The organism is Marinobacter arenosus (genome assembly GCF_019264345.1).
Lineage (GTDB): Bacteria > Pseudomonadota > Gammaproteobacteria > Pseudomonadales > Oleiphilaceae > Marinobacter > Marinobacter arenosus.
In genome coordinates this window covers 2112521-2137838 of sequence record NZ_JAHVAO010000001.1, presented here as the reverse complement: position 1 = coordinate 2137838, position 25318 = coordinate 2112521, and the positions used below count along the sequence as shown (strand labels likewise).

General features: G+C 61.6%; 20 protein-coding genes. 11 read left to right on the top strand and 9 right to left on the bottom strand.

Going from position 1 to position 25318, the window contains the following annotated elements; all coding sequences use genetic code 11:
• Positions 1–20: 20 nt before the first annotated feature.
• Together KXD86_RS09920 and KXD86_RS09915 are read right to left on the bottom strand one after the other, a co-directional pair.
• Positions 21–2849 (bottom strand): PAS domain-containing protein, encoded by a 2829-nt coding sequence (locus KXD86_RS09920; RefSeq protein WP_218635861.1) that lies wholly within the window; start codon positions 2847–2849, stop codon positions 21–23.
• 5 nt (positions 2850–2854) lie between these two features.
• Positions 2855–4630, bottom strand: a complete 1776-nt coding sequence (locus tag KXD86_RS09915) for a sensor histidine kinase (RefSeq protein WP_218635860.1) — start codon at positions 4628–4630, stop codon at positions 2855–2857.
• Positions 4631–4725: 95 nt separating this feature from the next.
• Here KXD86_RS09915 and KXD86_RS09910 point away from each other — a divergent pair, with 95 nt between their 5' ends.
• The 8 genes from KXD86_RS09910 to KXD86_RS09875 all read left to right on the top strand — a co-directional run bounded on the left by KXD86_RS09910 (position 4726) and on the right by KXD86_RS09875 (position 13071).
• Positions 4726–6414 carry a diguanylate cyclase gene (locus tag KXD86_RS09910; protein WP_218635859.1) on the top strand — a complete coding sequence of 563 codons (1689 nt, stop codon included), beginning with the start codon at positions 4726–4728 and terminating at the stop codon, positions 6412–6414.
• 3 nt (positions 6415–6417) lie between these two features.
• Positions 6418–7587: a response regulator gene (locus KXD86_RS09905; protein ID WP_218635858.1), complete on the top strand. Its 1170-nt coding sequence runs from the start codon at positions 6418–6420 to the stop codon at positions 7585–7587.
• 1 nt (position 7588) lies between these two features.
• A complete protein-coding gene (locus KXD86_RS09900) occupies positions 7589–8002 on the top strand; it encodes a response regulator (RefSeq protein ID WP_218635857.1) in 414 nt (137 codons plus the stop codon).
• An 88-nt stretch (positions 8003–8090) separates the two neighbouring features.
• Complete coding sequence (locus KXD86_RS09895) at positions 8091–8411, top strand: DUF2288 domain-containing protein (RefSeq protein ID WP_218635856.1); 321 nt, start codon at positions 8091–8093, stop codon at positions 8409–8411.
• 18 nt (positions 8412–8429) lie between these two features.
• Positions 8430–8801: a PA4575 family protein gene (locus tag KXD86_RS09890; RefSeq protein WP_218635855.1), complete on the top strand. Its 372-nt coding sequence runs from the start codon at positions 8430–8432 to the stop codon at positions 8799–8801.
• 33 nt (positions 8802–8834) lie between these two features.
• The gene (locus tag KXD86_RS09885) at positions 8835–9743 is read left to right on the top strand and encodes a LysO family transporter (protein WP_218635854.1); all 909 of its coding nucleotides are present in this window, start codon (positions 8835–8837) and stop codon (positions 9741–9743) included.
• A gap of 92 nt (positions 9744–9835) precedes the next feature.
• On the top strand, positions 9836–10795 hold the full coding sequence (locus KXD86_RS09880) for an ABC transporter substrate-binding protein (protein WP_218635853.1): 960 nt from the start codon (positions 9836–9838) through the stop codon (positions 10793–10795).
• A complete protein-coding gene (locus KXD86_RS09875; protein ID WP_228739364.1) occupies positions 10792–13071 on the top strand; it encodes a diguanylate cyclase domain-containing protein in 2280 nt (759 codons plus the stop codon). The genes KXD86_RS09880 and KXD86_RS09875 overlap by 4 nt, the downstream gene beginning before the upstream one ends.
• Here KXD86_RS09875 and KXD86_RS09870 read toward each other — a convergent pair.
• The 3 genes from KXD86_RS09870 to KXD86_RS09860 all read right to left on the bottom strand — a co-directional run bounded on the left by KXD86_RS09870 (position 13068) and on the right by KXD86_RS09860 (position 16739).
• Positions 13068–14657, bottom strand: a complete 1590-nt coding sequence (locus KXD86_RS09870; protein ID WP_218635852.1) for a Na/Pi cotransporter family protein — start codon at positions 14655–14657, stop codon at positions 13068–13070. The two genes, KXD86_RS09875 and KXD86_RS09870, sit on opposite strands and share 4 nt — an antisense overlap.
• 67 nt (positions 14658–14724) lie before the next feature.
• Entirely contained in the window at positions 14725–15933 is a 1209-nt protein-coding gene (locus tag KXD86_RS09865; RefSeq protein WP_218635851.1) for a cyclic di-GMP phosphodiesterase, read from the bottom strand.
• Positions 15930–16739, bottom strand: coding sequence for a TatD family hydrolase (locus KXD86_RS09860; protein ID WP_218635850.1), 810 nt, complete (start codon positions 16737–16739; stop codon positions 15930–15932). Before KXD86_RS09860 ends, KXD86_RS09865 begins: the two co-directional genes overlap by 4 nt.
• A 120-nt stretch (positions 16740–16859) precedes the next feature.
• Between KXD86_RS09860 and KXD86_RS09855 the strand changes: the two genes are divergently transcribed.
• Positions 16860–17690 (top strand): polyphosphate kinase 2 family protein, encoded by an 831-nt coding sequence (locus tag KXD86_RS09855; RefSeq protein WP_218635849.1) that lies wholly within the window; start codon positions 16860–16862, stop codon positions 17688–17690.
• Positions 17687–18982 (top strand): D-amino acid dehydrogenase, encoded by a 1296-nt coding sequence (locus KXD86_RS09850; RefSeq protein WP_312846304.1) that lies wholly within the window; start codon positions 17687–17689, stop codon positions 18980–18982. Before KXD86_RS09855 ends, KXD86_RS09850 begins: the two co-directional genes overlap by 4 nt.
• A gap of 12 nt (positions 18983–18994) precedes the next feature.
• On the opposite strand, the gene KXD86_RS09845 is transcribed toward KXD86_RS09850, so the two are convergent.
• Positions 18995–19684: a tRNA/rRNA methyltransferase gene (locus KXD86_RS09845; protein ID WP_218635847.1), complete on the bottom strand. Its 690-nt coding sequence runs from the start codon at positions 19682–19684 to the stop codon at positions 18995–18997.
• Between KXD86_RS09845 and KXD86_RS09840 the strand changes: the two genes are divergently transcribed.
• Complete coding sequence (locus KXD86_RS09840) at positions 19683–20957, top strand: methyltransferase (RefSeq protein WP_218635846.1); 1275 nt, start codon at positions 19683–19685, stop codon at positions 20955–20957. The genes KXD86_RS09845 and KXD86_RS09840 overlap by 2 nt on opposite strands.
• Here the strand turns inward: KXD86_RS09840 and KXD86_RS09835 are convergent.
• The 3 genes from KXD86_RS09835 to KXD86_RS09825 all read right to left on the bottom strand — a co-directional run bounded on the left by KXD86_RS09835 (position 20914) and on the right by KXD86_RS09825 (position 25146).
• Positions 20914–21405 carry a DUF4124 domain-containing protein gene (locus KXD86_RS09835; protein ID WP_218635845.1) on the bottom strand — a complete coding sequence of 164 codons (492 nt, stop codon included), beginning with the start codon at positions 21403–21405 and terminating at the stop codon, positions 20914–20916. The genes KXD86_RS09840 and KXD86_RS09835 overlap by 44 nt on opposite strands.
• A gap of 68 nt (positions 21406–21473) precedes the next feature.
• On the bottom strand, positions 21474–22664 hold the full coding sequence (locus tag KXD86_RS09830; protein WP_218635844.1) for an OmpA family protein: 1191 nt from the start codon (positions 22662–22664) through the stop codon (positions 21474–21476).
• Positions 22665–22815: 151 nt separating this feature from the next.
• The gene (locus KXD86_RS09825; protein WP_218636791.1) at positions 22816–25146 is read right to left on the bottom strand and encodes an ATP-dependent helicase; all 2331 of its coding nucleotides are present in this window, start codon (positions 25144–25146) and stop codon (positions 22816–22818) included.
• Positions 25147–25318 lie beyond the last annotated feature (172 nt).

Genomic DNA, 25318 nt, shown 5'->3' with positions numbered 1-25318 from the left:
TGTCAGGTACTCATTTTGCGCTAGCTGACCGGAATGTCGAGCCAGAAGCTTGCGCCCCTGCCCTCGGTCGATTCGAAACCAACCCCTCCACCCATCTGGGTCATGATCTCACGGGTGATGGCCAGGCCAAGGCCGGTGCCACCCCGGCCGCGGGTATCGGAACTGTCGGCCTGGGCAAATTTCTGGAAGATCCGGTGCCGGAAACTGTCGGGTATGCCCGGCCCCTGGTCGGAAACCTGAATACGGAATTGGCCGCGGTCGAGTCGGGTGCCAACGATCACGTCGCTGTGTTCGGGGGAAAACTTGATGGCGTTCGACAGCAGGTTGGCCAGGGCCTGTTCCAGGCGTTGGCCGTCGACCGCAAGGGTCTGGTCCGGATGGTGGTCGTTGAAGCGAACGGTGATGTCCCGCTCTACGGCATAGGTGCGCATGCGATCAATGCAGCGCTGGATCACCGGGCTGACCGTTTGCCATTGCAGGCGAATGCTCATTTTGCCGGAGGCCAGTTTTTCCATGTCCAGCAGATCGTCAATCAGTTGCTTCAGGTTGTCGCTGTTTCGGGCCGCGATGGCGATCATGCGCTCGACTTTTTCCGGCAGGGGGCCCAAGGCGCCGCCGGCAATGAGGCCGAGAGACCCGGCAATGGACGTCAGCGGTGTGCGCAGTTCGTGGCTGACGGTGGAGATGAACTCGTTTTTCATCTGCTCCACCTTCTTGCGTTCAGAGATGTCCTCAATCAGCGACCAGATCAGCGAGCGACCGGAGGCGTTGGTGATCAGAAGGCCCTGGATGATCGCAGGGTAGGTGCTGTGATCCTTGCGCAGGATGTCCTGCTCAAAGGGCCCGAAACGCCCTGTTTCTTCCAGTTCCGCCAGGGCGCGATCGCGCAATCGGGCAAATCCGTCGCCGGGCAACAGTTGCTGGAAGTCCAGTGTCATGAACTCCTCCCGGGTGTACCTCGTGGGCGCCAGCAACGCCTGGTTCACGTCCAGGAAACTGGCCTGGCGATAGTCGTTCAGGGCAATGCCGATGGGGGACAGCTCGAACAGCCGTCGCAGCTCTTCCTCGCTTTCCTGAAGGGCGAGCTGGATGCGCTTCTTGTCGTCGATATCGGCAATGTAGCCGTGCCACATGATGCTCTTATCGGCCAGCAGTTCCGGAGTTGCGCGACCTTCCACCCAGCGCCAGTCGCCATCGCCCCGGGTCGTGCGGTATTGCTGTTGCCAAACCGAGAGTTGATGGGCCGATTCGGCGATGCTGGCGCCCACCGCGTCCAGATCGTCCGGGTGAATGCGCGAGAAGACGGGCGATGCATCCTCGCAAACGTCCTCGCTCTCGACACCATAGATCTCCCGGATGCCCGGCCCGGAGAACGGAAACGCCGAAGAGCCGTCCGGCCAGAGTCGATACTGGTACAGCATGCCGGGCGTCTGTTCGACCAGTTTGGTCAGGGTTTGAACGCCGATGCGCCGTTCGAGAACGCCTGCCACCCAGCGAGCCAGCAGGGTGACAAAGGTGACTTCGGTTTCGGAAAAACCCTGTTCTCGCGGTGTTGTTGAGGAAAAGTTGAGCGTACCGAACAGCCGGTCATGAAGGTAGATGGGCGCTGCAACGTAGCTTTCGAGGCCAAACAGTTCGTAACAGGGCCGGTCCCGGTAGGGCGAACGGGCCATGTGGGCAATCGCGAGGCTGTCGTCCTGCTCGACCATAATGGAGCAATAGGTGTTGGGGAGGGCAAAACTGAGCCCCTCCTCGAGCCCGGCATCGTCCGGCGCGTCGAACCACAGGACAGTGTAAACGTTGCTGGTGATCTCGCTGACAATGGCAACGGGCATGCCCAAGTAATCGGCGCCGAGCCGCAGCGCTTTGCGGATGCGCGCGTCGTCGTCTGTTTCCGGATCCAGCGCGAGGTCGTTCAGGATGCTCAGGGCGGTATTCTGTTGCTGCATCTTTTGCAGGTTCGCCATCTCCGCCGTGACATCCGCATGGGTGCCGTACATCCGCAGCGGTTCGCCATTGCTGGTCCAATCGAACACCTTGCCCCGATCATGGACCCACACCCAGTGCCCGTCCTTGTGCTGCATCCGGCAACGGTAGTCGTACTCATCGAGCTCCCCGGCGAAATGGGCCGCCAGTAGGCGCTCGGATTTCTGCAAATCCTGCGGATGGGCAAGGTTAAGCCAGGTCTGGATACTGACCGGTTCCAGTTCCTCCAGCCGATATCCACAAATTTGGGCCCAGCGCTCGTTGAAGACGGTTTCGCCGGTCTGGACATTCCATTCCCAGGTTCCAACCCGGGTCCCCTCAATAACCGCACGAGCGCGCTTTTCGCTTTGCTTGAGATCCCGGTAAAACTCCGAAGCCGCCTGCAGGTTGATTTCCCGCTCGACGCAATCGGCCAGTTCCCGGAGCAGGTTTCGGTCCTCCTCGCTAAACCGGCGTGGGGTCCGGTCAATGATGCATAGCGTTCCCAGCCGAAAGCCCTCGGGACTGTGCAGGGGCGCTCCCGCGTAGAAGAGGATATCGGGTGCTGCTGTCACCAGGGGGTTGTCGGCGAACCGTTCGTCGTTGCGGGCGTCCTCAATGACCAGGACGTCCGAATGCAGGATCGCGTGGCCACAGAAAGAAATGTCCCGGGGCGTCTCAGGAACGTTGAGGCCCTGGCACGATTTGAACCATTGCCGGTTACGGTCAACGAGGGTCACCAGGGCGATGGGCACATCGAACATTTTGCCGGCCATGCGGGTGAAACGATCGAATCGTTCCTCCGGGCTGGTGTCGAGCAGACCGGTGCGCTCAACGGCCGCCAGGCGCTCCAGTTCGTGCGAGGGTAGATCCGGCGCTTTCATGGCAGTCAGGTCTCTTGTCCGGCGACGGGCAGCTCAATCCAGAAATGGGCTCCCTGATCGTAGTAATAGCCGATGCGGCCGTCCATCAGGGCGATGAGCTCCCTGCAGATCGCCAGCCCCAGGCCCGTGCCTTTTGTTGATCGTGTGCTGCCTGTCTCCGCCTGGGCGAATCGTTCGAACAGCCGCTCCATGAAGGTTTCGGGCACCCCTTCGCCGCTGTCCCGCACGGTAATTCGCAGCGATTCGGAGCCACTGCGCTCTACCCGGATGTCCACCTTGCCCCTGGCCGGCGAAAATTTAATGGCATTGCTGACGAAGTTGTCGAGTATCTGCCGTAACCGGTGCGGATCGGCAATGACCGTATGGCGGGGGTCGCAGGTGGCCGTCAGGGTAACCTCATGATCGCTTGCCATGGCCTGATTGCCTGAAACCGCAGCGTCGATGATTGGGTGCAGTGTCTCCTGTCCCAGCGATACCGCCATTTGGCCCGCAGACAGCTTGCTGAAATCCAGCAGGTCTGAAATGAGAAGTTGCAGCCGCTCCCCGTTTCGCAGCGCCAGGGTGCTCATTTGTTGCGCCCGCTCAGGCAGGTCGCCTGCGGCCCCGGATTGGATCAGGCGCAGTGCGCCGTTGATTGAGGTCAGGGGGGTGCGCAGTTCGTGACTGACGTTGGAGACGAAGTGCTCTTTCATCTGAGCGATGGCATCTCGCTCGTCCATCAGGCGGTTGAAGGCCAGGGCCAGATTTCGCACCTCCACGGGGCCCGAGTTGTCCAGCCGGGCTGCTTCGGAGGGGTTCCGGACCATGTTCTCGATTTTCCGGGTCATGCGATCCAGGGGGGTGGTGGCGTATCGGCTGAGCCGATAGCTGATCAGGGCGATCAGGACAGCGATGCCCAGACTGATCCCGAAGAAACGCACGAACGAGGCTTCCGCCGGAGCCGTCGCCCATTCGAATGGGACGGCACGAATGAACTGCCAGCCGAGCTTCTGCAGGTGGCTGGTGGCGTAGATGAGGAGTTGGCCATCAGGCCCCTCGGTGGTGCCAAAGCTGATGCCAGACAGAGCGGCGTCAATCAGTGGGTTTTCACCGGGGGGCGGTAAGGACTGGATGCCCCGATCGGCTGTCGGTCCACCTTCGATGTACAGGAAATTGTTGGTATCGATGACCCGGAATCTGGCGTCGTCGTTGGCAATTTCGCTCAGCATGTCCGCTGGAATAATACTGGTTTCGCCCAGGTTGATGGTGCCGCTGAGAAACCCGAGGAGATCGTCGTCGTCCGTTTGAATGGGCGCGATGAAGGATATCAGTGGTACGCCGGTCGTGCGGCCCATGATCGGGCGGCTGATGACCGGTTGCCGGGTTCTCATGGCCTCTCTGAAATGTTCCCGGTCCGCATAATTGGTGCCGATGCGTCCGGGCACAGAGATCGTCTCTGCAATGGCGGTTGCCTTGTCATCGAACACGAGGATGCCGTCCGGGAACAGGGACCGCAGGAGCCTCTGGCGCTCGAGTTGTTCCGAGATGTCCTCAAGGCTGTGCAGCCTTTCGCCGTCCGTGAGCATGGTGGCGGATTCCGCAAGCACATCCAACTTCAACTGCAACCGCTGGTCGACCTCGGCTGAAATGCGCCGGGTTTCATTCAACTGCTGTTTGGTCAGGATGGTTTCGAAATCATCGACCAGGGCCCCGTAGGCAATCAAAAGCACGGAACCCACCGTTGCAACGGTTCCGACAAGGATGATCAGGGCAATTCGGGTGCCCAGGGACAATGAGCTCAAACCGACTTCCTTCTGGTACTTTCCTGGAAATGCTGCTTTTATGTGACTGGGAGTCTGGCACAATCCAATAGTGGAGCAGATTACACGGAAGGGCCATGTCTGAAGAGAAAAAATCTGAGGTTGCACGGAAGCTGGAACTTCTGAAGCTGCGGTTCAAGGATAAAGCAACGACGGATATAGGGCTCTTGCAGTCGGCGGTAGGCCGGTTTCGTGCGGGAGAGGTCTGTGCCAGTGACATTGCCTCCGTCTACCATTCCCTGCACAGACTGGCAGGATCAGCGGGCACCTTTGGCTACACCGCGCTTGGCGAGGAAGCGCGTTCACTGGAAATGATGGTTAAGCCGCTGATTGGCAGTGACGATGGCCCGTCTGATTCCGCCCTGGCCCCCGAGCAGGTCCGTGATGTGATCAACCCGGCCTTCGCGTCGCGGATCGCCAACCTGGACAGTCTGTTGTCCCTCGAGCAGGATTCGGTCCGGCCCCAGTCCGCCGCTTCGCCACTCAGAGTGGGCGGTAGTCCGGACGAATCCGTTGTGCTGATTGTCGATCCTGATCAGGATCTGGCTCGTGACCTGATGTGTGGCCTGGAGTTCCACGGATTCCTGGCCAACGTCTTTCCTTCCATGGACAGTGCACTGGCGAACGGTTTGGCCGGAGTCTCCGCGCTGATTGTCAGGGACGAACTTGTGATCCGCGAACGCGCCACCTTCAACGCGATGGCGGACATGCCTCCTGTTATCTGTGTCGGGGCTGAAGATTCCTTCCTGGGGCGTTACGCGCTGGCAGAGCGGGGAATCGACGGCTTTGTTTGCGAGCCCGTGGATATTCCCGTTCTTGCGGATTACATGGCGCGGCTAATTTCGGATCACAATGAAGGTCACTCCAGCCGGGTCATGATTGTGGATGACGATCCCGAGTTGCTTGAACACTATGGCCTGGTGCTGGAAAACGGCGGGATGGACGTTCGGCGGGTTAACGACCCGGCGCAGATTCTGACAGTCCTTTCGGAGTTCAGGCCAGACATCGTCCTGATGGACGTCCAGATGGGGCAGTTCAGTGGCCCCAGTCTGGCCCGGATGCTTCGCTTCGATCCGGAATGGCTGGGGCTTCCGATCATTTTTCTGTCCTCCGAGGAAGATCGGGAATTCCAGGTTGAGGCGTTGTCTCAGGGTGGTGATGATTTTCTTGCCAAGCCGGTATCGGATGCGTTCCTGCTCCGTGCCGTGTCCGTGCATTGTTACCGAGCCCGGCAGCTGGACAAACTGGCCTCTCGGGACAGCCTGACAGGGCTGCTCAAGCACTCGTTGGCCAAATCCGAAATTCAGAAAGAGCACGCCCGTTGCATGCGCCTGAACCAGACGTCGGTCGTCGCGATGTTGGACCTTGATCACTTCAAACAGGTCAACGACCGGTATGGCCACAGAACCGGGGACATCGTCATCAAGGGGTTGGCAAACCTGCTTCGACACCGGCTTAGGACATCGGACGTGATTGGCCGGTACGGTGGTGAAGAGTTTGTGGTTGTGCTGCCCGACTGTCCGGTCGAGGACGCACACCGTGTTCTTCAGTCCGTGTGCGACCATATGGCCGGGATCGTATTCAGTGGCGGTGACCGGGAATTTTCCGTGACCCTGAGTGTTGGTCTGGCGTCGCTCGGGGACTACCCCACCAGTGACGATGCCCTGGAAGCGGCGGATCAGGCCCTGTACCGGCGCAAGCAGGGCGGCCGCAATGGCGTGACTGTGAGTGGCGATGAATCGACATCGGTCGGGACGGTCAGCTGATTTATGGATGCCCTGGTTGTAGAAGATGATGATCTGATGGCCGATCTTCTGGAAACGGTCGTGGCGGGGCTCCATCCGGCCATGACGGTATCCAAGGCCTCTGGTTTTCAGGAGGCCATGTCGGTTTGGCAGAGCAACAAGCCGGGCCTGCTGATTGTTGACTGGAATCTGCCGGATGGGTCGGGTCTCGAAATCATTCGTCAGGTCCGGTCCAGGGACACCGAGGTTGCCATTGTCATGATTACGGGTCGAGCCGACCGGGAGTCGATCCTGAAGGCAGCCCATTACCGCATCAACGGTTATATCAGCAAACCCTTCAACGTCGAGATGCTGCACGAACGCCTGATGGCGATGATTGGTCAGGCCTTGCCCGAGGCTGCCCCCGAGTCCGATTCGCTGGAAGACATGCTCACGGCTGGGCTCGATACCGTCATCCAGCTTCCGGCAAGAACGGATGCGGCCAGTGTGCTCGAATTGATGGCTAGGGCGGACGGGCTCTCGTCGGGACAGCTGGCAGAGCGTTGGCGGAACGACGCATCTCTGACGGCGCGACTGCTGGATGTCGCCAACCGGTCCTCGTTCCGCAGGACGGGCGCCCCCCAGGCCAACCTCCGGGACGCGATTTCTCTGATGGGCGTGCCCATGGCCCTGAACCAGGCGCTGGCGTTGGCTTTGGATGTCAGTGCTGCTTTCTCCACCGACGCCCTGACGGCGATGGCGGTCAGTTACCAGAAACAGGCGGAAGCCGTCGTCGGAGAGGCCCAACGGATGGCGCAGGCGCTGGGCAAAAACTCGGCGCCTTTTCAGACGGCCGGACTGTTGAGTCGCATCGGTGAGCTGGCGGTATTGAAAGTGATGGACCGGTTCCTGAAACAGGGTGGGGAGCTGACGGACCAGACCATGGTGCAGGCGATCAAGGACTGGGCCCAGCCCTATGGAAACCGGCTCAAGGTCCAGTGGCGATTGCCGTTGGAACTCCGGCAACGGATCGGTGCGGTCCACCATGTTCCCCGGGAGAACGTGACGCAGGATCGGTTGATCATGCGCGCTGCGGCACTGGTGACCAGTGAATCGGCGCGGGACGAAGAACGCAGCAGGCTGTTGCGGCAACTTGGACTCGAAGAATGGCAGGCAACGGGGAACGCACCGGGCAAAGACGATGAGGGCGGATGAGATGGCAGACGCAGGTAGTGAGCTGGAAAAGATCATGTTGGTGGAAGACGAGGAAGACATCCGCGCGGTGGCCGAGCTTGCCCTGGAAGCGGTTGGGGGCTTTACCCTGAAAACCTGCGCGTCCGGCCAGAGCGCGCTGGAGACTCTTGAGTCATTCCAGCCGCAGCTGATCGTGCTCGACGTGATGATGCCCGGCATGGACGGCCCGACCACGCTGAAGGCGATTCGCCAGCGACCGGGATTTGCCCGAACCCCCGCGGTGTTCATGACCGCAAAAGTGCAGCCCGACGAGGTCAGCGGGTACTTGTCGCAGGGAGCGGCTGCGGTGATTCCCAAGCCCTTCGATCCCATGGCACTGCCGGATCGGATTCGCGAGATATGGGACAGCCTCGACGCCAAAGCACACCCGCAATGACCCAATCTGACGGCTCGCGCTGGTGTCGCAGCCAGCGATTCGGTTACCCTGTTGGAAACGAATCCCTGGTATTATTGAGGCCCCTGTCATGTCGTCTGAACCCTCCCAGGATGAGCTGAAAGCAAAGCTGAATCTGGAAACGTCCCGCATCCACTGGCACGACCTGCAAACCTATTTTGCCCGCGGGCAAGTGGTCCGGGTTGCGCCGGAGCTCGACTTGCTGGAGGTGGCGACCGAGTTGGCAGCCGACAACAAATCCCGGTTCCAGCAATGGATGACCGACGGCAAAGTGGGCGATATCCCGGCGGACCTGGCCCAGGCCTGGTACGACAGCAATACCGAACTCTGGGCGGTGGTGATTGCGCCCTGGGTACTGGTCCAGGATCGGTCCGGCCATGTCCTGCATTGATCGCACCGTGGATCTGAGATGAATCTGCACTACTTTCACGGTCGCGGCCCGCTGAAGGCCCTGGTGATGGTGCGCCGGGATCACCGCCTTGAGCTGTTCATCAGGCCGGTGGGTGAGGGCACCTGGGCACTGGTGGCCCTGACCGGGCCGGATCAGGGGCAGCCCGAACGCAAGCATTGCCAGGGGCCCTGGTCCACGCTGGCCCGGGCCGAATCCGTCTTGCGCAGTACCGCCGGCGCCTTGATGGGAAATGGGTACGAGCCGCGCCCCTCGGATTACGTGGTGTGGTCGGTGACGGCCCAGCGGCTGGCCCGTGCACTGCGTCCCGACCAGGCCAGCGGCACTGACCGTCACACACTGGATCCCGACCAGTTCGAACCCCTTTTCTGATCGACACCTCCCATTATTCTTCCTGAGGAAACCATGCTGACCGGCGCACTGCTGATTCTTGCTCCCCTGTTTTTGGGCTTTGCCCTGTCCCTGGAAAACCGCCGGGCCATGACAATGATTCACTACCTGGTGGAGAGCCTTGTCTATTTCATTCTCGCCCTGCTGGGCTTGGGGCTGGGGCAGATGGAAGGGCTCGCCAACCAACTCGGTGATATGGCGGTGCAGGTGGTCGCGCTGGTCAGTGTCCTGTTTGTGGCGAACATGGCCGGACTCTGGCTGTTGCATCGCTGTCTGCCCATGGCGACTGAACAGGGCGAGGTCAACGAGCGCCCGGGATACCGTCGCCTGTTCATGGCAGGTCTCAAGCCGCTGCTCGCGGTTCTGGTTGGTCTGCTTGCCGGCTATTTCCTGCTGCCGCCACTGCCCCTGGTCGAGGATGTTGCGACCTGGTCACTGATGCTGCTGTTATTCCTGATCGGGCTCCAGCTCCGCAACGCCGGACTATCGCTTCGTAAGTTGCTGATGAACCGACAGGGTCTGGGTATCGCCCTGGCACTGACTGTGAGCTCTCTGGTGGCAGGCGCCGCTTTGATTCCGGTGCTGGCCCTGCCATGGCACGATGTTCTGGCGCTGGCCTCCGGATTTGGCTGGTACTCGCTGTCCGGGATTGTGGTGGGCGAGGCGTTGGGACCGGCGTGGGGCGGCGTTGCCTTCCTCAATGATGTCTTGCGGGAAATCATCGCCCTGGCCATCATTCCCGTGTTGATTGCGAGCCGACCGGCCATGGCGATTGGCTATGGCGGCGCCACGGCGATGGATTTCACATTGCCGGTGATACGCAGCAGTGGAGGTCTGGCGTGTGTGCCTGTGGCAATTGCCTCGGGCTTCCTGCTGTCGTTTCTGTCGCCCATCCTGATGGGGATTTTCCTGTCTCTGGGCTAAATTGCTCCGGCGCAACACCGGTAAGGGTTTTACCGGCACGGGCGCACACAGTAAGATTAAAAGAAGGTAACTTCTCCGTCGCGGAGTGATCAATGCATCGTCGCCACTTTCTAGGGTTCTCGGTTGCCGCCGCTATGGCGGCGTCGGGCCTTTCCGGATGTGGCCGCGCACAACCGCTCCGGATGGGCATCCACCCCTGGATTGGCTACGAACCCCTGTATCTTGCCGAGGAATTCGGCTGGCTTCCCGAGTCGGTTACGTTGCTCAAGGGGGCGGCCGCGGCGGATTCCATGGCCGGTTTACTCGCCGGTGAGCTTGACGGTGCGGCACTGACACTGGATGAGATGCTGCGGGTCAAGGATCAGGGTGGGGATCTGGTTGTCGTCGGGGTGACGGACGTGTCGGCAGGCGCCGATGTGCTGGTGGTGCGGCCCTCTATCGGGGAGCTGCGGGAACTCAAAGGTCAGCGGGTTGCGGTCGAACTCACCGGCGTGTCCGGTATCATGCTGATCAAGATTCTGGAGCGGGCCGGACTCCGTCGTGACGACATCATCCAGGTTGACCTCCCGGTCAATGAGCACCTCGACGCCTGGCGGCGTGGGCAAGTGGATGCGTCCGTCTGTTATGAACCTGTCGCCTCGATCCTGCAAAGTCAGGGCGGTGTCCGGCTGTTCGACAGTGGGGACCTGCCCGAGACCATCTTTGATGTGCTCGTGGTGAATCGGGAAATAACCCGGAACAATCCCCGGGCGGTCCGGGATCTTCTGGCCGCTCATTTCTCAGGGCTGAAGCACCTGGTCCGCAACCTCCACGATTCGGTCTACCGCGTCGCCAGTCGCCAGAACACCTCCCCGGCTGCAATCCGGAAGGCGCTGGCAACGGTGATGCTGCCTGACCTGGCCGCAAATCAGCGCTACCTTGCGTCGACCGGCAGGATTGAAATGATCGCGCGTAACCTGGGGCACATCATGATGAGCGAGGGCATGATTGGTCAGATGCCCAATTCCCGTCGACTCTGTGATCCCTCCTTTCTGCCACGGAGTGTCATTTGAAGGCTCTACGGCTGGGGGTGTCCCTCATGCTCCTGCAACTGGCTGTCCTGTTGCCAACCGTGGCCTCGGCGACCGGTCCGACGCTGACTTTCGGAGTGTTCGCCTCGCGACCCGAGGCCATCCTGCGGGATCGGTATGAGCCTCTGACCGCCTATTTGTCCGAGGCCATTGGCAAACCCGTCGAGCTGCGATTGCTGAACCAGGACGAGATGAATCGTGCACTGGCCTCCAACCGGCTGGATTTTATTGTCACCAACCCCAGCCATTTCCTGATGATTCGAAGTGAACGAAGCCTGACCGGTGTGCTCGCCACGGTGATGCGGACGTGGAACGGGACGTCCACAACCAGCCTGGGTGGCGTCATCATTACCGGTGCGGATCGCACAGACATCAACGGTCTTGCTGATATTCGGGGCAAGAGCATCGCGACGCCCGGGGACCACTTTCTGGGGGGATACCAGGCCCAGGTGCTGGAGCTGATGGAGGCGGGGCTGGATATTCGTCGTCATAATCTGATTAAACGGGTTGGCAGTCACGACCGGGTTATTCGTGCGGTCATGGCGGGTGATGCCGACGTCGGCTTCGTCCGGTCCGGGGTCCTGGAGCAGTTGTCCGTGAGCCAGCCGGAGCTGATGCAACAGCTACGGGTGTTGAACGAGCAGCAGCTCACAGGATTTCCGTTCCGGGTGTCCACACGGCTGTACCCGGAGTGGCCCCTGGTGGCGCTCCCTCATGTCGACAGCGGGATGATCCGGCGGACCGCTTCCGCCCTGTTTGCCCTGGAGGAAGATTCTGCCGTTGCCCGCGCGGCGGGCATTGCCGGTTTCTCGCCACCGGCGGACTACCAGTCCGTGGAATACCTGGCCCGCCAGCTGCGCATTGCGCCCTACGATCAGGTGCCTGAGGTCACCTGGGTTGATGCCCTGCATCAGTACCGGATCTGGGTGTTCACGGTGCTGGTCCTGGTGATGCTGCTGGTCACCAGCACCCTGTGGCTGGCCAAGCGGACGCGCCAGCTGACGGTCGAGCAGGGGCGATTGCGCCGACTCATCGTGAGCTGGCCACAACCCATGCTGATGATTCAGGGCGGTGTGTTTGTAGGCACCAACCGGGCTGCGGTTGACTTGTTCGGGTACGCCTCCCGGCAGTCGCTGCTGGGCAAGGATATCGCCAGCTTTTCTCCCGATCAGCAGCCCGATGGCACGCTGTCCCGCCAGAAAATGGAGGCGTTGGTCGCCCGGGTGAGCAGGGGGGAAGTAAACCATGGCGAATGGGTCTTCCAGCGCGCGGACGGAAGCGATGTCTGGGTCGATATGACCATCGCCCCGGCTCACGACGCCAATGAGTCGGTCCCTTTCCTCCTGTGCTCGCTGTATGACATCACTGGGCGCAAACAGGCGGAACAGAAGCAGCGACTGGCGGCCAGCGTGTTTGATTACGCCCGGGAGGCCATTTTCATCACCGACCGCCACGGCATCGTGGTGGATGTGAACGATGCCTTCGTGTCGATTACCCGTAGCCCCCGCAGTTATGCCATCGGCCAGCCACCGCCTCTGCCCATGGATGAGGGCAGCAGCGTGTTCCAGAGTGCCCGCAATCAGGGTTTCTGGCACGGTGAGTTCACCGCCACCCGGGGCGACGGCGCCCCCCTTTCCCTGGCCGTGACCATCAGCTCAGTTCGCGACGACATGGGGAAGATTACCCACTTTGTCGGCATTTTCAGTGACGTTACCCGCCTGAAAGAGCAGGAGCAAAAACTGCTCACGCTGGCGCACTACGATGCTCTGACCGGTCTGCCAAACCGGGTACTGTTTGCCGATCGGCTGCAGCAGGCCATGGCCCAGGCCCGACGCCAGGAATACCGGATTGCCGTTGTCTACATTGATCTGGATGAGTTCAAGCCGGTCAACGACGCCTTTGGCCATGAGGCGGGGGACAAGCTTCTGGTGCAGGTGGCCGAGCGGATGCGCCTGGCATTGCGGGAAGAGGATACGCTGGCTCGCCTCGGTGGAGATGAGTTCGCCGCGGTGGTGGTCAACGTTCCCGACGAGGACGATCTGGAGGGGTTGCTGTCGCGTTTGTTGCGAGCGGTTTCGACACCGGTCTGGGTGTCGAATCATTCCATTAAGGTGTCTGCCAGTGTTGGCTATACCCTCTTCCCCCAGTTGCCCGATCTCGACGGTGACCAACTCCTGCGTCAGGCAGATCAGGCCATGTACCGAGCCAAGCAGCTGGGCAAAAATCGTTATTGTCGGTTCTTCCCCGATAGCATCTAGTTCTCGCCGGGCAGGGTGTCTGTTGCCGGCGTCCATTGCAGGGATTTGCTCCATTGGTCCGACAGACGTCGGACCGAACTGAGATCGTCCAGAAGCCGGTCTCCGGAACTGGTCGGAACGTCGCGCCGCACGACCATTCCGAGCAGGGTCGATTTCAATTGATGATAGGTCCGCTCCGCGTCGTTGAAGGTCTCGGACGACGCACCCTCAGAAGCAATCAACGCACGAAGCACATTCAGGTAATTCTCGAGGCCGGGCCTGAGCGGCGCGAACTCCGGTTCATGGCGGGCGGCTTGCAGACGCAACAGCGCAGGCGCCAGCGCGATGGTCTCCACCAGGTAGCGACACGTCCGGATGCTTTGCGTGAGAGCGTCGACCGTTGAGGGGTGCATTCTTTCCGCGCGCAAGCGGGCGATGTAGTCGTTGATGGCGGTATTGAGGCTGAGAGCCGCTTCGGACTTCGGCTGTATCTGGCCGGGCTTCAACCCTTCCCGGTCGACACAGACTCTCAGCAGCCCCCGGGCCAAATTGATCAACCGCTTCATTTCCTCGTCCACCGCCCCAACGGCGAGCTCGGGTGTCGTCACCAGCGTGTCGTCGAGATAGCGGGGTTCGGCATTGTCCTCCTCCTTGCTGCGGAACAGCCGGCCCAGGAAATAGGCAAGTCGGGGGGCGAAGGGCAGCATGATGGCGGCGCCGAGAACGTTGAACAGGGTGTGGAACAAGGCCAGCGACACGGCCGGACTGGCACCCAGCTCAAACCATCGGGCCAGTGCGGCGACCAGCCAGAGCAGCAGCGGTAGGATGGCCACGGCGATGGCACCGGTCACCAGATTGAACGTGACGTGTCCGAGCGCGAGTCGTCGGGCGTTGGCCGTCGCGCTGAGTACCGCAATCGCGGCCGTGGACGTCGTCCCCAGGTTGGCACCAATGACGGCGGCGGCCGCGTTCTCAAGGGACAGGAGGTTGCTGGCAGCGGCACTGAGAATGATGGCCAGGGCCGCACTTGAGGACTGGGTAAGCAGGGTGGCCAGGAACCCGAACAGGACAAACAGGGGCAGGCCGTATTGTTGGCCCAGCATGCCTTGGCCGTCCACTCCCTCCGTAATGACTCCGAGTGAATCCTTCAGTAGCGACAACGCCAGGAAAAACAGGGCAAAGCCGGCCAACGCCTCGCCCACGGCCCTGCTCCGATGCCCCGAACTGAGCAGTCTCAGCGCCATGCCCAGGGCCAGCAGGGGCATGGCAAACGCTTCAATCTTGATGTCGAAGCCCACCAGGCTGACCAGCCACCCGGTCATCGTGGTCCCGACGTTGGCGCCGAAGACCACGCCAAGGGATTGGCCGAGGCTCAGCAGCCCGGCGTTTACGAAGCCGATGGTGGCAACGGTGACAGCGCTGGATGATTGCACGATGCCTGTGATCAGTACCCCGGTACCAAACCCCTTCAACGGGGTTTTGGTCCAGTCCGAGAGCATGTGGCGCAACTGGGGCCCGGCGGCGTGTTTCAGGCCGTCGGTCATCATTTCCATGGCCAGCAGAAATAGCGCGAGGCCGCCAAGAATCTGGAAGATGGAGGCAATCATCGGAACATCGGGTTTTCCGGTCAGGGGTTATTGCAAGCTTAGCAGAGGGCGCTCTCGACCCCAGGGCTCAGACCATGAACTTACGAACATCGATCCGGTAGTCCTCGGGATCCACCGAGCGGAGAATGCGGTCCTGGGTACCGGACCGACCCAGGTCGATGGTGTCCACCGTGATCGGCATGCGGAATCGGGTGTGGTACATCACACGGACCACCGGCAGGCGCTGGTCCTGCTCATTGGCCTCCACCACCACACCCAGCCGGCCGCTTTCCAGCAACACCATCGAACCAACCGGATACAGGCCGATGCAGCGGATGAACTGCTTGACCAGGGACGGGTCCAGATGGTCCCCGCTCCACTCCAGAAGTTTTTTCAGTCCCTGAGTCGGTGTCATGCCCTTGTGGTAGACCCGGTCGGAGGTAATGGCATCGTAGACATCGGTGATGGCAACCATGCGGCCGTAGACGGAAATTTCCTCGCCCCTGAGGCCCTCGGGGTAGCCGCTACCGTCAAGGCGTTCGTGGTGCTGCGCCGCAGTGATGACGGCCAGTTCGCCAATTCCCTCGGTGGCGGACAGGATGTCACGGGAATGGCGGGCATGAAGTTTCATGACCTCAAACTCGTCGGCTGAGAGCCTCCCGGGTTTGTGCAGGATCTCGTCGGGCGTCAGGATCTTGCCCAGATCGTGAAGCAGGGCGCCGACGACGGTCTGGTGCAGAACGTCCGCGGGCAGGCCCCGGTAGTTGCCAAACAGGGACATCAACACGCTCAGGTTGACCGAGTGTTCGAGCAGGTAGTTGTCTTTATCCCGAATGCGTCCGAGGCAGCTGAGGGCATTGGCATTACGCAGTACCGAGTTCTGCAACTCGTCGGCCAACTGGTGAATCGGGGCAATGTCGATGGCGCCGCCGATCTTGACGTTGTTCATGAAATCGCCCACCAGCCCCTGGGCCTGGCTGTGGATCTTCTGGGCAATGACCAGTTCCTCCGCCATCGGCACGTGCGGTCGTAGACCGGGCGTCTGCTCTCCGGCAGTCTGCAGGGCCGCTTCGTTGCGCCGATCCACTTCGGCGGCGGTTTCGGAATCCTGGGTGTCCAAACCTTTGGACGCGTCGATGTAAACGAACGCAACACCCATCTGGCGGATCTTCTCGATGGTTTCCTCTTTTTTAACGACGCCTCGCTTGCGCTGGCTGTTGTGAGGAATCCAGTCGTTGTTGAGGTCGGTGATGTACATGCCGACCTTCAAAGCCGAGATGGGAATGCGCTTGATCATTGATTGGGGAAGAACGTCCGCAGGCTGTTCTGGTAGGTTTTACTCAACACCTCGGCCAGTGGCAGTTCCTTAACCTCGGCAATCTTTTCCGCCACGAATGGCAGATAGAACGGGGCATTTTCACGGCCGCGGTAAGGCACGGGCGTCAGGAACGGCGCATCGGTTTCCAGCAGGATCTGCTCGATGGGCGACATGCGCACGATGTCGCGCACATTCTCCGCCTTCTTGAACGTTGTGATGCCGTTGAAGCCAAGGCACCAGCCCTGGTCCAGCGCATATCGCGCGAGCCCCGGCCCTGAGGTAAAGCTGTGAATCACGCCGCGCCGGCTCAGGGTGTCTTCGAATTCCCGCAGAATCGCGATGGTGTCGTCGTCTGCCTCACGGCTGTGGATAACCACCGGTCGGTCGTGGTCGCAGGCGATCTGAAGCTGACGACGGAAGACCTCGCGCTGCACGTCCCGATCGGCGTTGTCGTAGAAGTAATCCAGGCCGATCTCACCGACCGCAACGATCTTGTCGTCGCTGGCGTGGGCCCGGATTTCCGCCTCGGCGGCATCGGAATAGCTTTCCGCCTCGTGGGGATGGATGCCCTGGGTGCCATACACCCACGGTGCAACCTGGCTCAGTTCCCGGACCCGGGCCAGATTGTCCGCGGACACGGCAATGGTGATCACCTTCTCGATGTTGACCCGTTGGCTCTGATCCAGGGTGTCCTCCAGAGGGCGGTCCTTGAGGTAGTCCAGGTGGCAGTGGGTTTCGATAATGGGATGATCGAAAACGGGAATCTCGCGACGTTTTTTGCTCATTGCCGTGGGTTTAACTCCATCGCAGCCTCGGAGAGACTGCTATCCTGAGAATTTAATGGCCACAAGTTTACCAGTTTGTACGATTGTTGACGCCCATGACAGCGATAGGGAGTTCCCGGCATGCGTGTTTCGAAATTTGCCAATAGCTGGTTTTATGACCCCGACAAACCCCGGTTCCATGACTACCCGTACCTGCTGGAGGATGACGACACGCTACCGGCACTGGAGTCCAGCCTGGAGGAAATCGGGGAATACCAGCGCCGGCTGTGGGCCAACCGGAACCGGGCACTGCTGGTGGTCATTCACGGTCCGGACACCAGTGGCAAGGACAGTCTGATCCGCACGCTTGCGACCTACGCAGACCCGGCAGGCTTTCATGCCTGGTCGTTCGGTCGTCCCCAGGGGGCGGAAACCCGCCACGATTTCCTGTGGCGCGTGGTGCCATACCTGCCCGGGTTTGGCGAGATGGTTGCCTTCAACCGAAGTCATCATGAGGCGGTCATCAGTGAACGCATCTGGCCGGTTCATGCCCCCGAAAGTTACAACTGGCGTAACCGGCACCACGCCATCCGAAACTTCGAGTGGAATCTGGTGGAGGAGGGCACCACGGTCGTCAAAATCTGGCTGAACCTGTCGGAAGACGAGCATCGCCGTCGGCTGCTGAAGCGACTGGACAAACCCCGCAAGCGCTGGAAATTCGACCGGTCCGATATTGATGGCTGGGAAAAACGCGATCAGTATGCGGCCTTTGCGGAAGAAGCCATGGCCCAGACCCATTCCCGGGAGGCGCCCTGGTTCGTGGTGCCGGGGGATCGGAAGCCTCAGGCCCGCAGGATTGTCGCGGCTATCCTGGCGGAACAGTTGCAGCGGCTGGCCCCGGACTACCCGCAAGAAGACCGGGCGATACTGGACGAGTACCGTCAACTTCTGGCCAGCAAGGGCGTGAAATAAACCGACACAGGGAGGCGCAGATGCGCGTAGTTGTAGTGGGCGGCGGCGTTGTGGGGGTGACCACCGCGTACGAACTGAATCGCCGGGGCCACGAGGTGACCGTGCTGGAACGGCATGAGGTCGCAGGCAACGAGACCAGCAAGGGCAATGCTGCCCAGCGTTCTTACGGGGTAGTTTACCCCTGGGCGGATCCCGGCATGGTGTTCAAGGCCCTGCCCTGGCTGTTGAAACAGGACGGTCCGCTGAAAATGCGCATGCCGCCCTCGGTCGAGGCCGTCAGGTTCATGTTCGCCACCCTGCGCTACGCCCGGTCGCCAGGCCTGTTCGGTTTAAACCGGCGGGCCATGCTGCGCCTTGGCATGCACAGCCGTGAGCGGTTCCTGGCCCTGGAACGCGAGCTTGATCTGGCCTTCGATGGTGACCACAAAGGTCTGCTCCACCTGGCCAGCACCCCGGAAGCACTGGCGGGGTACCGGGACCTTCACGAGCTGCTCGACGAACTGGGCATTCCCTCGCGGCTGCTGACGCCCGAGCAGGTGCAGGAAGCCGAACCCGGCATGGTGGGTAATGGGCCGTTGTACGGCGCGCTGAGTTATGAAACCGACGGTACCGGCGATTGCCACCAGTTTTCCCAGGCCCTCGCCCAGGCGTGCGAGGCCAAGGGCGTCAAGTTCCGGTATCGGGTGGAGGCGGAACGGCTGCTTGGCGACGACCGCACCGTGCAGGCCATTGAGCTCAGGACCGAGGACGGGGAGCGGGAGCGACTGGAGGCGGACGCCTTCGTCGTCAGCGCCGGTTGCTGGTCCGGTTCGCTGGTACGGCCCCTGGGGCTGGAACTGCCGATCTACCCGGTCAAGGGCTACAGCCTGACCGTACCGCTGAGCAATCCTGACCATGCCCCGGTGTCGACCGTCCACGACGACAACTACAAGGTGGTGTCCACTCGCCTTGGCAACCGGCTGCGGGCCACCGGTTTCGTGGAACTTGCGGACTTCAATCGTGATATCCCGGAGGCGCGTCTGGCGACCATCCGCAAATCTGTCCTGTCACGGTTCCCTGGCTGTGCGGACCTGGACGCCGCGGAAACCTGGACCGGATTCCGTCCAATGACGCCGGACGGACCCGCGATTATCGGAAGGGGGCCACGGGACAACCTGTTCCTGAATACCGGACATGGCACCTTTGGCTGGACCCTGTCCGCCGGCAGCGCCGATGTGATCGCCCAGGTGATTGACGGCGAGACTCCGTCGGTCTGTCTGGATGCCTTCCGGCCCGGTCGCTTCAGTGAATAACCTGACGCGCAGTCAGTCGCGTTTCAGCCGCTTCTCGATGTTGCCGCACAGGGTGTGAACGAAGCCGATGTCACGTTCCCCCAGCATGGGCAAGCGCTCGAACACCCACTGGGACAGTTTGCCGTCCGCGGGTGCGTCCAGGGTGGGCAGAAGCTGTTCCAGCCGGCTGCGCAGCGCGCCCAGGCGGGCCGCATCCCCACTGTGACTGACGGGGTTGGTGGCAACCGACAGCCCGGACATCTCCCAGGCATACAGCATGACGGACTGGGCCAGGTTCAGGGAGGGATAGGGTACCTTCATGGGAATGCCGGTCAGCAGGTCGCACAGGGCCAGTTCGTCGTTGGACAGGCCGCGGTCCTCCCGGCCGAATACCAGTGCGGCGGTACCGACGGACCGACCCTTGCCCGACACCAGCTCCCGCAGCTTGGACGGCGGGTGCCAGTCGGTCCGGTTGTGTCGTGGTTTGGCCGAGGTGCCCATCAGCAGGTCTACGGAGTTTCTAACCGACGCCAGATCGGGGAAAATGCGCGCGTTATCGAGAATATGATCGCTGCCATGGGCGAGCCAGTGCGCTTCGGGCCGGGTGTGCTGATCAGAATTGACCAGCCAGAGCTCGCCGAACCCCATGGTGCAGAGGGCACGGGCGGCAGCGCCAACATTTTCAGGAACCTTGGGTTCAACGAGTACAAAGGCCAGTTGCATGACATTACCTCCGGCCGCGAGTTTACACGACCCTGCCGAATCTTTTTACAGCCACTGGCAGGCGCTCAATGACTGGCTGATTCTACACCGTCCGCTCTGGCAGTCGGCTCCGTTCATGGAACCGGTGCCCGGATGGACCCGTGACTATCCTGGACTGGCGCGGCTGGTCGCCGGCCTTGGTGATCGCCAGTGCGATGCGCTGGATGACGATCCGGCTGAATTGGCGAGCCTGGCCGGTGAATACCTGCCGACATTGACCGCGTATTCCCAGTTGGTGGAGCTGCCGGATTTGTCGCCCTCCGCCCACGAGGTGGCACGGGCAACCTTGCCGGAAGTCCGGGCCGTGGATATGCCGGGGCGCAAGCGTCAGCAATCCGGGGCTTTTGCGGCTGCGGTCCAGCCCCTTCGGGAGTCGGTGCTGGACTGGTGCTGTGGCAAGGGCCACCTGTCCCGGACGCTGGCGGCCGGATGCCCGGAACCGGTTCGCGGTTTCGAATGGAACGCGGAGCTGGTCCGTGATGGCAACCGGCTGGCGGTGCAGGCGGGCGCTGCCGTCTCGGTGCAGTGCCAGGACGTCATGGCACCCGATCTTGCCCTGCCTGCGAACGTGCACGGGGTCGCCCTGCATGCCTGCGGTGATCTGCATCGGCAGCTAATCCGCGTCGGCAGCGAGGCCGGCCTGCCGCGTCTGAGTGTTTCTCCCTGCTGCTACCACCTGACCGACGCTCGCCCCTATCGCCCGTTGTCCCATCGTTCCGCCAGCTGTGATAACCGACTGGAACTGTCCCCAAACGACATACGGCTGGCGGTCCAGGAAACGGTCACGGCTCCGGCGCGGGTGAGGGCGCAGACTCGGTTGGTCAGCCAGTGGCGCCTGGGGTTTGACGGCCTTCAGCGTGAGCTCAGGGGGTGTGACGATTACCTGCCGGTGCCGTCGCATCCGTCCCGTCTGATCCATGAGGGCTTTGAAGGCTTCTGTCGCTGGGCGGCCGGGAAGAAAAAGCTGGCGTTGCCGGATACGACCGATTTCGAACACTGGCGCGAGGTGGGCGAACGTCGCTGGCGGCAGGTCCGTCGCCACGAACTGGTACGTCACCTGTTCCGTCGCCCCCTGGAGCTCTGGATCGTGCTGGACTATGCGGTTTTCCTGGAAGAACGGGGCTACCGGGTCCGCCTCGGCGAATTCTGCGACCGCACCCTCACGCCCAGAAACCTGTTGCTGGACGCCGTCAGGGTTTCCGGTATTCCACCCGTTGAACACAACCGTCCGTAAAGTACACGTAGGTGAGTTCGTACAGGGCCCCGTAGTACCGGGTCTGGTAGATCCAGACCTCCTGGGGGCTGGTGTAGGTTTCCGGTGGGTTGCCAAAGGCCCGGCGCACGTGGTCCCGGGTCATGCCCCGAACAATTTCCTCCCGGACGATATGGCGCCTCAGGTCGGTGGAATTGATGAAGCGGCAGGCTGTTGGTGCTTCGCGGGTCGTTTCGTCGTCGCTCCCGTCTGCCTCCTCAGCCCTCGGAGCGTCGGGCGCGGGCGGGGGCAGGTTGCTGTCCAGACGGCCGCCGATGCGGTTGTCCGGAATGGTGATCGCTTCCCCGTTGCCCTCGCAGGGCTCATCCGTATACATCACTCCGTTGGCGGTGTTACACCGGAACACCCCGGCAAGCGGGTGGTTGAGGGTGCACAACAGGAGAGCCAACGCGGAAACGGCTCTGATCATGGGACCTCCGAGAAAAAAGGCGCCCATGTGGGCGCCTTGACTGCATCAGTCGGCCAGTACCGACGATTTCACCGTTCGACCTGAATCAGCGCCTCAACCCGACGGTTGGCGGCGCGGCCCTCGGCGGTATCGTTGCGGGCAATCGGCCTCTCCTCCCCATACCCGGAAGCTTTCACCCGACTCGGATCGACACCGAGGGAGTCGACCAGGCGCGCGGCCACGGCCTCGGCCCGACGCAGGGACAGGAACTGGTTGTAGTCCGCATCGCCAACGCTGTCGGTATGGCCGGCAACCTCCACAAAGGTTCTTGGGTTTTCCTCGAGGAAGTCCGCGACGCGTCGGAGGTCCTCATCGTAGGCCTTGTTGATCACCGAACTGTTGTTGGCGAACTGGACGTCCACTTCAAAGGTCTGGATGACTTCGGTGACCCCTTCGCAGCCCCGCTCGTCGACGGTGGCACCCGGAGTTGTGCTCGGACACTGATCGACACCGTCAATGACGCCATCGTTGTCGCTGTCCGGCTCGCAACCTCGGCTATCCACTTCGGCACCGAGTGTGGTGTCCGGGCAGGCATCCCGGGCGTCGGCGACGCCATCCCGGTCGCCGTCCGGCTCACACCCTGTGCTGTCGACGGTGGCGCCGGCCGGGGTGCCCGGGCACTCGTCGGACTCGTCGGGAACACCGTCGTTGTCGGAATCCGCCGGTGCAGCGACCGAGCGATAGAACGCGAAGCTCAGACCCAGGGACACCTGGGTGTCAAAGGTACTCTCGTCAATACCGTGGAACTCGCGCAGGTCGGCTCGCAGGGAGAAGGAATCGGTGAAGTTGTAGCGAATACCGGTACCCACGTTAACCCGGGTTTCGTCGTGATTGCTGCCAGACGTCAGAGGGGCGCTGGCATCCTCACCGAAATCGGCGTGACCGCCACCGAAAGAAACGTAAGGGTTCACGGCCTCGGTCGGATTGGCAAAGTAGTAGATGATGTCCATGCGAATTTCATCAAAATCGGATTCGCCGGGGGCGCCTTTGCGATCCACATTGGCGCGGGAGTACACAGGCTCCACCGCCCAGCGGTCCGTAAATCGGTACTCCAGGCCACCGCCATAGGTATCGGCTTCACTCAGGTCGCGTTTGTCGTCGAAATACTGGTAGGCCGCGAAAGGATTGATGTAGACGGTGTCCTTCCGTTCGGCGGCAACCGCCGGGAATACCAGGGTAGATGCGATGGCAGCCATCGCGCACGAACGCAAAAAATTCATGCGGAACCTCCTGTTCATCATTCGTTTTTGAGAGTGCGTCAACGGGAAACTGCGGGAATACCCGGTGTCTATCGGCCGAGGGGCTGGGCAATAAAAATATAGACACGAACGACGTCTACAGCAATGTTACGCGCCGGGAATCGGTTTGGTTTCAGTCGTTTTGGGCCAGAGGGGTGAAATACAGGTGCGCGCTCTTTTTGCTGAAGTTCAGGGTGTCGCCATTGTCGAACCGGACCTCGAAGGAGCCCTCGTCTTCGGCCACGACCTGTCCCGCGCCGAAAATGGCGTGACTCAGGCGCTCGTGGTGCCAGAGTGCCTCTGTGGTATCGGACACGGTGGCCACGGTCCCTTCCAGTACAATGCCTTCGCGTTCGGCGTAGCGCCGGCCGACCGGCGTAATGGGTGCCTCCAGTGACAGCGACTGCCCCGGTTCCTCGATGCGCTCGTCCAGCCAGGTGCCCAGTTCGCTGGACAGGTTGAAACTGCATTCACCGACAAAACGGCTGGGCCCCTGGTCACCGTCCAGGTGCGGCTGGGAACTGGCCGGGCGACTGATCAGGTGAAGTTGCTGGCGGGTGCGGGTCATGGCCACGTACAGCAGGCGCCGTTCGCTCTCGAGAAAGGCGCGGGCATCGTCATGGGGTCGGGGGCTGTAGGGCAGGTACTTTTCCTGCAAACCGGGAATAATCACCCGTGGCCACTCGAGCCCCTTGGTGCGATGGATGGTCGACAGCAGCACGCCGCCCGGGCGGTTTTCTCCCGCCTGCTGCTTCAGGGTGTTCAGGTGATCAACGGCACCGTTGGCGTCCACATCCAGGCTTTTCAGGTACTGCCGGAAACCCTGGACGGTGTCGATGCGCTCCTCGGCGCTCTCATGGGTCAGCGCCAGGCTTCGGATGCCTTCGTACAGGTCGGTGTGTTCGGCGTACACGCTGATCAGTCCGGCGACCGGACCCTTGTAGTCGCGCAACTGGCCCAACACCTCGCCCAGCTTGCGCAGTTTCCGGCCGGCCATGGGCGACAGGGCGTCGAAATCCATGGCCAATAGCCGTTCGTGCCAGTCGCCGGAGAAGCCGGCGAGAAACCGCGCCAGTTGCTCCAGTTCGGGCTCCTTCATTCCCACGTGGGGGAACCGCAGTAACTGGCGCGCCACCTCCAACCGGTCGCTATCCGGCAGGTTCGCCAGTCGCCCGGTGACCACCATCAACAGTGAGACGATGGCCTGAACTTCCCGGCTGAACAGCGCGCCCTTGCCAGCATCAATGCGATAGGGAATCTGTCGGGCCAGCAGTTTCAGCTCGATCGGGACGCTCTGACTCCACACCCGGAACAGAATGGCGGTTCCACCCAGAGACGACTCGGGTGCTTGCTGGAGAATCGTCACGACGGTGTCGCTGTCGCTCTCAACCCGGTGCAGCGTCACCTCCGTGGCAGGTGTGGACGGGTGCGAGTGGCACTGCACGTCCTTGCGGCCGGTGTTGTGGCAGATCAGGTGATTGGCGAGCAGTGCGACCCGATGGCCGTACCGGAAGGTGTAGCTGAGCGTCTGCTCCAGCGGGCTCTCGAACTCGTCGCTGAAGCGCTTGAGGATGAATTCCGGCTTGGCGCCCCGGAATTCGTAGATGGTCTGGTCCGGATCGCCCACCACGGTTACCCGGGCCCGGTCGCCGGCCACGTACCTCAGCAGCAGATGCTGGATCTCGTTGGTGTCCTGGTACTCGTCCACCAGGATCAGGTCCATCTTGTTGCCCACCAGCCGCTGCAGGGGCGGGTTCTGGTGAATCGCCATCACCGGCTCGTAGAGCATGTCGGCGTAGCTGATCCGGCCCTGGCCCTTGCGCCATTGCTCGAAGCTGTGGAACAGGTCGATCAGGTAGCGGTGTTTGTCGGTGTAACCCAGTTCCTCGAAGACAATCTCCGCGGGCGACAGGGTGGTCTTGACCAGGTCTATGAAGCCGGTGGCCGTCTCCACGAAATCCTTCTTGTTGCGCCGGATCTCGTCCGCCAGATCCTCCGGCGCCAACCGCCGGGTCAGTTGCCACGCCTGGAAGCTGATTTCCTGCTCGGTGAGGATCTTGTCGGAAAAGCCCGGCAGGTAGCCTTCCCGAACGAAGCGTTTATACAGTCGCAAGCCCATGGCGTGATAGGTCCGGATCTCCGGCGTTGCCAGCCCGCTCTGGCTGCACACCTCCTGCAGCTTGCGCTCGAAATCCACCCGGGCACTGCGGTTGAACATCAGGACCAGCATGCGGTCGGGGTCGTGCCCCTGCTGGAGCAGGTAGCGGATCCGCCAGGCCAGGGTGGAGGTCTTGCCACTGCCGGCCACGGCAGTGATCACCGAATGTTCATAACCGGCGGTGATGATGGCCCGTTGTTCATCGGTGAGGAAATCTGGCAGATCAAGGGAGGCAGAATGTTGGGGTTCGGTCGGCATAGCGCGTATTGTACTGGCCAACTGGCAGTGCGGGTACCTGTCCCGCATAATCAGTATCAATCGATAAAAGTCATACGACGACTCCTGGGTTGGCCGCAGCCTTTGGGTTGGGCTCTCCAAAACCCGCTCAAGCACGTCCATGTGGCGCTTGAGCTCCGCCATCCATGGCTCCGCACAGTTTTGGAAAGCCCAACCCAAAGGCTGCTCAGTTCCGGAGTTT

What these genes read in the sequence shown, in the direction of transcription:
- KXD86_RS09920 (WP_218635861.1), bottom strand. Translation starts at nt 2,849, where the DNA reads ATGAAAGCGCCGGATCTACCCTCGCACGAACTGGAGCGCCTGGCGGCC.
- KXD86_RS09910 (WP_218635859.1), top strand. Translation starts at nt 4,726, where the DNA reads ATGTCTGAAGAGAAAAAATCTGAGGTTGCACGGAAGCTGGAACTTCTG.
- KXD86_RS09905 (WP_218635858.1), top strand. Translation starts at nt 6,418, where the DNA reads ATGGATGCCCTGGTTGTAGAAGATGATGATCTGATGGCCGATCTTCTG.
- KXD86_RS09900 (WP_218635857.1), top strand. Translation starts at nt 7,589, where the DNA reads ATGGCAGACGCAGGTAGTGAGCTGGAAAAGATCATGTTGGTGGAAGAC.
- KXD86_RS09895 (WP_218635856.1), top strand. Translation starts at nt 8,091, where the DNA reads ATGTCGTCTGAACCCTCCCAGGATGAGCTGAAAGCAAAGCTGAATCTG.
- KXD86_RS09890 (WP_218635855.1), top strand. Translation starts at nt 8,430, where the DNA reads ATGAATCTGCACTACTTTCACGGTCGCGGCCCGCTGAAGGCCCTGGTG.
- KXD86_RS09885 (WP_218635854.1), top strand. Translation starts at nt 8,835, where the DNA reads ATGCTGACCGGCGCACTGCTGATTCTTGCTCCCCTGTTTTTGGGCTTT.
- KXD86_RS09880 (WP_218635853.1), top strand. Translation starts at nt 9,836, where the DNA reads ATGCATCGTCGCCACTTTCTAGGGTTCTCGGTTGCCGCCGCTATGGCG.
- KXD86_RS09870 (WP_218635852.1), bottom strand. Translation starts at nt 14,657, where the DNA reads ATGATTGCCTCCATCTTCCAGATTCTTGGCGGCCTCGCGCTATTTCTG.
- KXD86_RS09865 (WP_218635851.1), bottom strand. Translation starts at nt 15,933, where the DNA reads ATGATCAAGCGCATTCCCATCTCGGCTTTGAAGGTCGGCATGTACATC.
- KXD86_RS09860 (WP_218635850.1), bottom strand. Translation starts at nt 16,739, where the DNA reads ATGAGCAAAAAACGTCGCGAGATTCCCGTTTTCGATCATCCCATTATC.
- KXD86_RS09855 (WP_218635849.1), top strand. Translation starts at nt 16,860, where the DNA reads ATGCGTGTTTCGAAATTTGCCAATAGCTGGTTTTATGACCCCGACAAA.
- KXD86_RS09840 (WP_218635846.1), top strand. Translation starts at nt 19,683, where the DNA reads ATGACATTACCTCCGGCCGCGAGTTTACACGACCCTGCCGAATCTTTT.
- KXD86_RS09845 (WP_218635847.1), bottom strand. Translation starts at nt 19,684, where the DNA reads ATGCAACTGGCCTTTGTACTCGTTGAACCCAAGGTTCCTGAAAATGTT.
- KXD86_RS09835 (WP_218635845.1), bottom strand. Translation starts at nt 21,405, where the DNA reads ATGATCAGAGCCGTTTCCGCGTTGGCTCTCCTGTTGTGCACCCTCAAC.
- KXD86_RS09830 (WP_218635844.1), bottom strand. Translation starts at nt 22,664, where the DNA reads ATGAATTTTTTGCGTTCGTGCGCGATGGCTGCCATCGCATCTACCCTG.
- KXD86_RS09825 (WP_218636791.1), bottom strand. Translation starts at nt 25,146, where the DNA reads ATGCGGGACAGGTACCCGCACTGCCAGTTGGCCAGTACAATACGCGCT.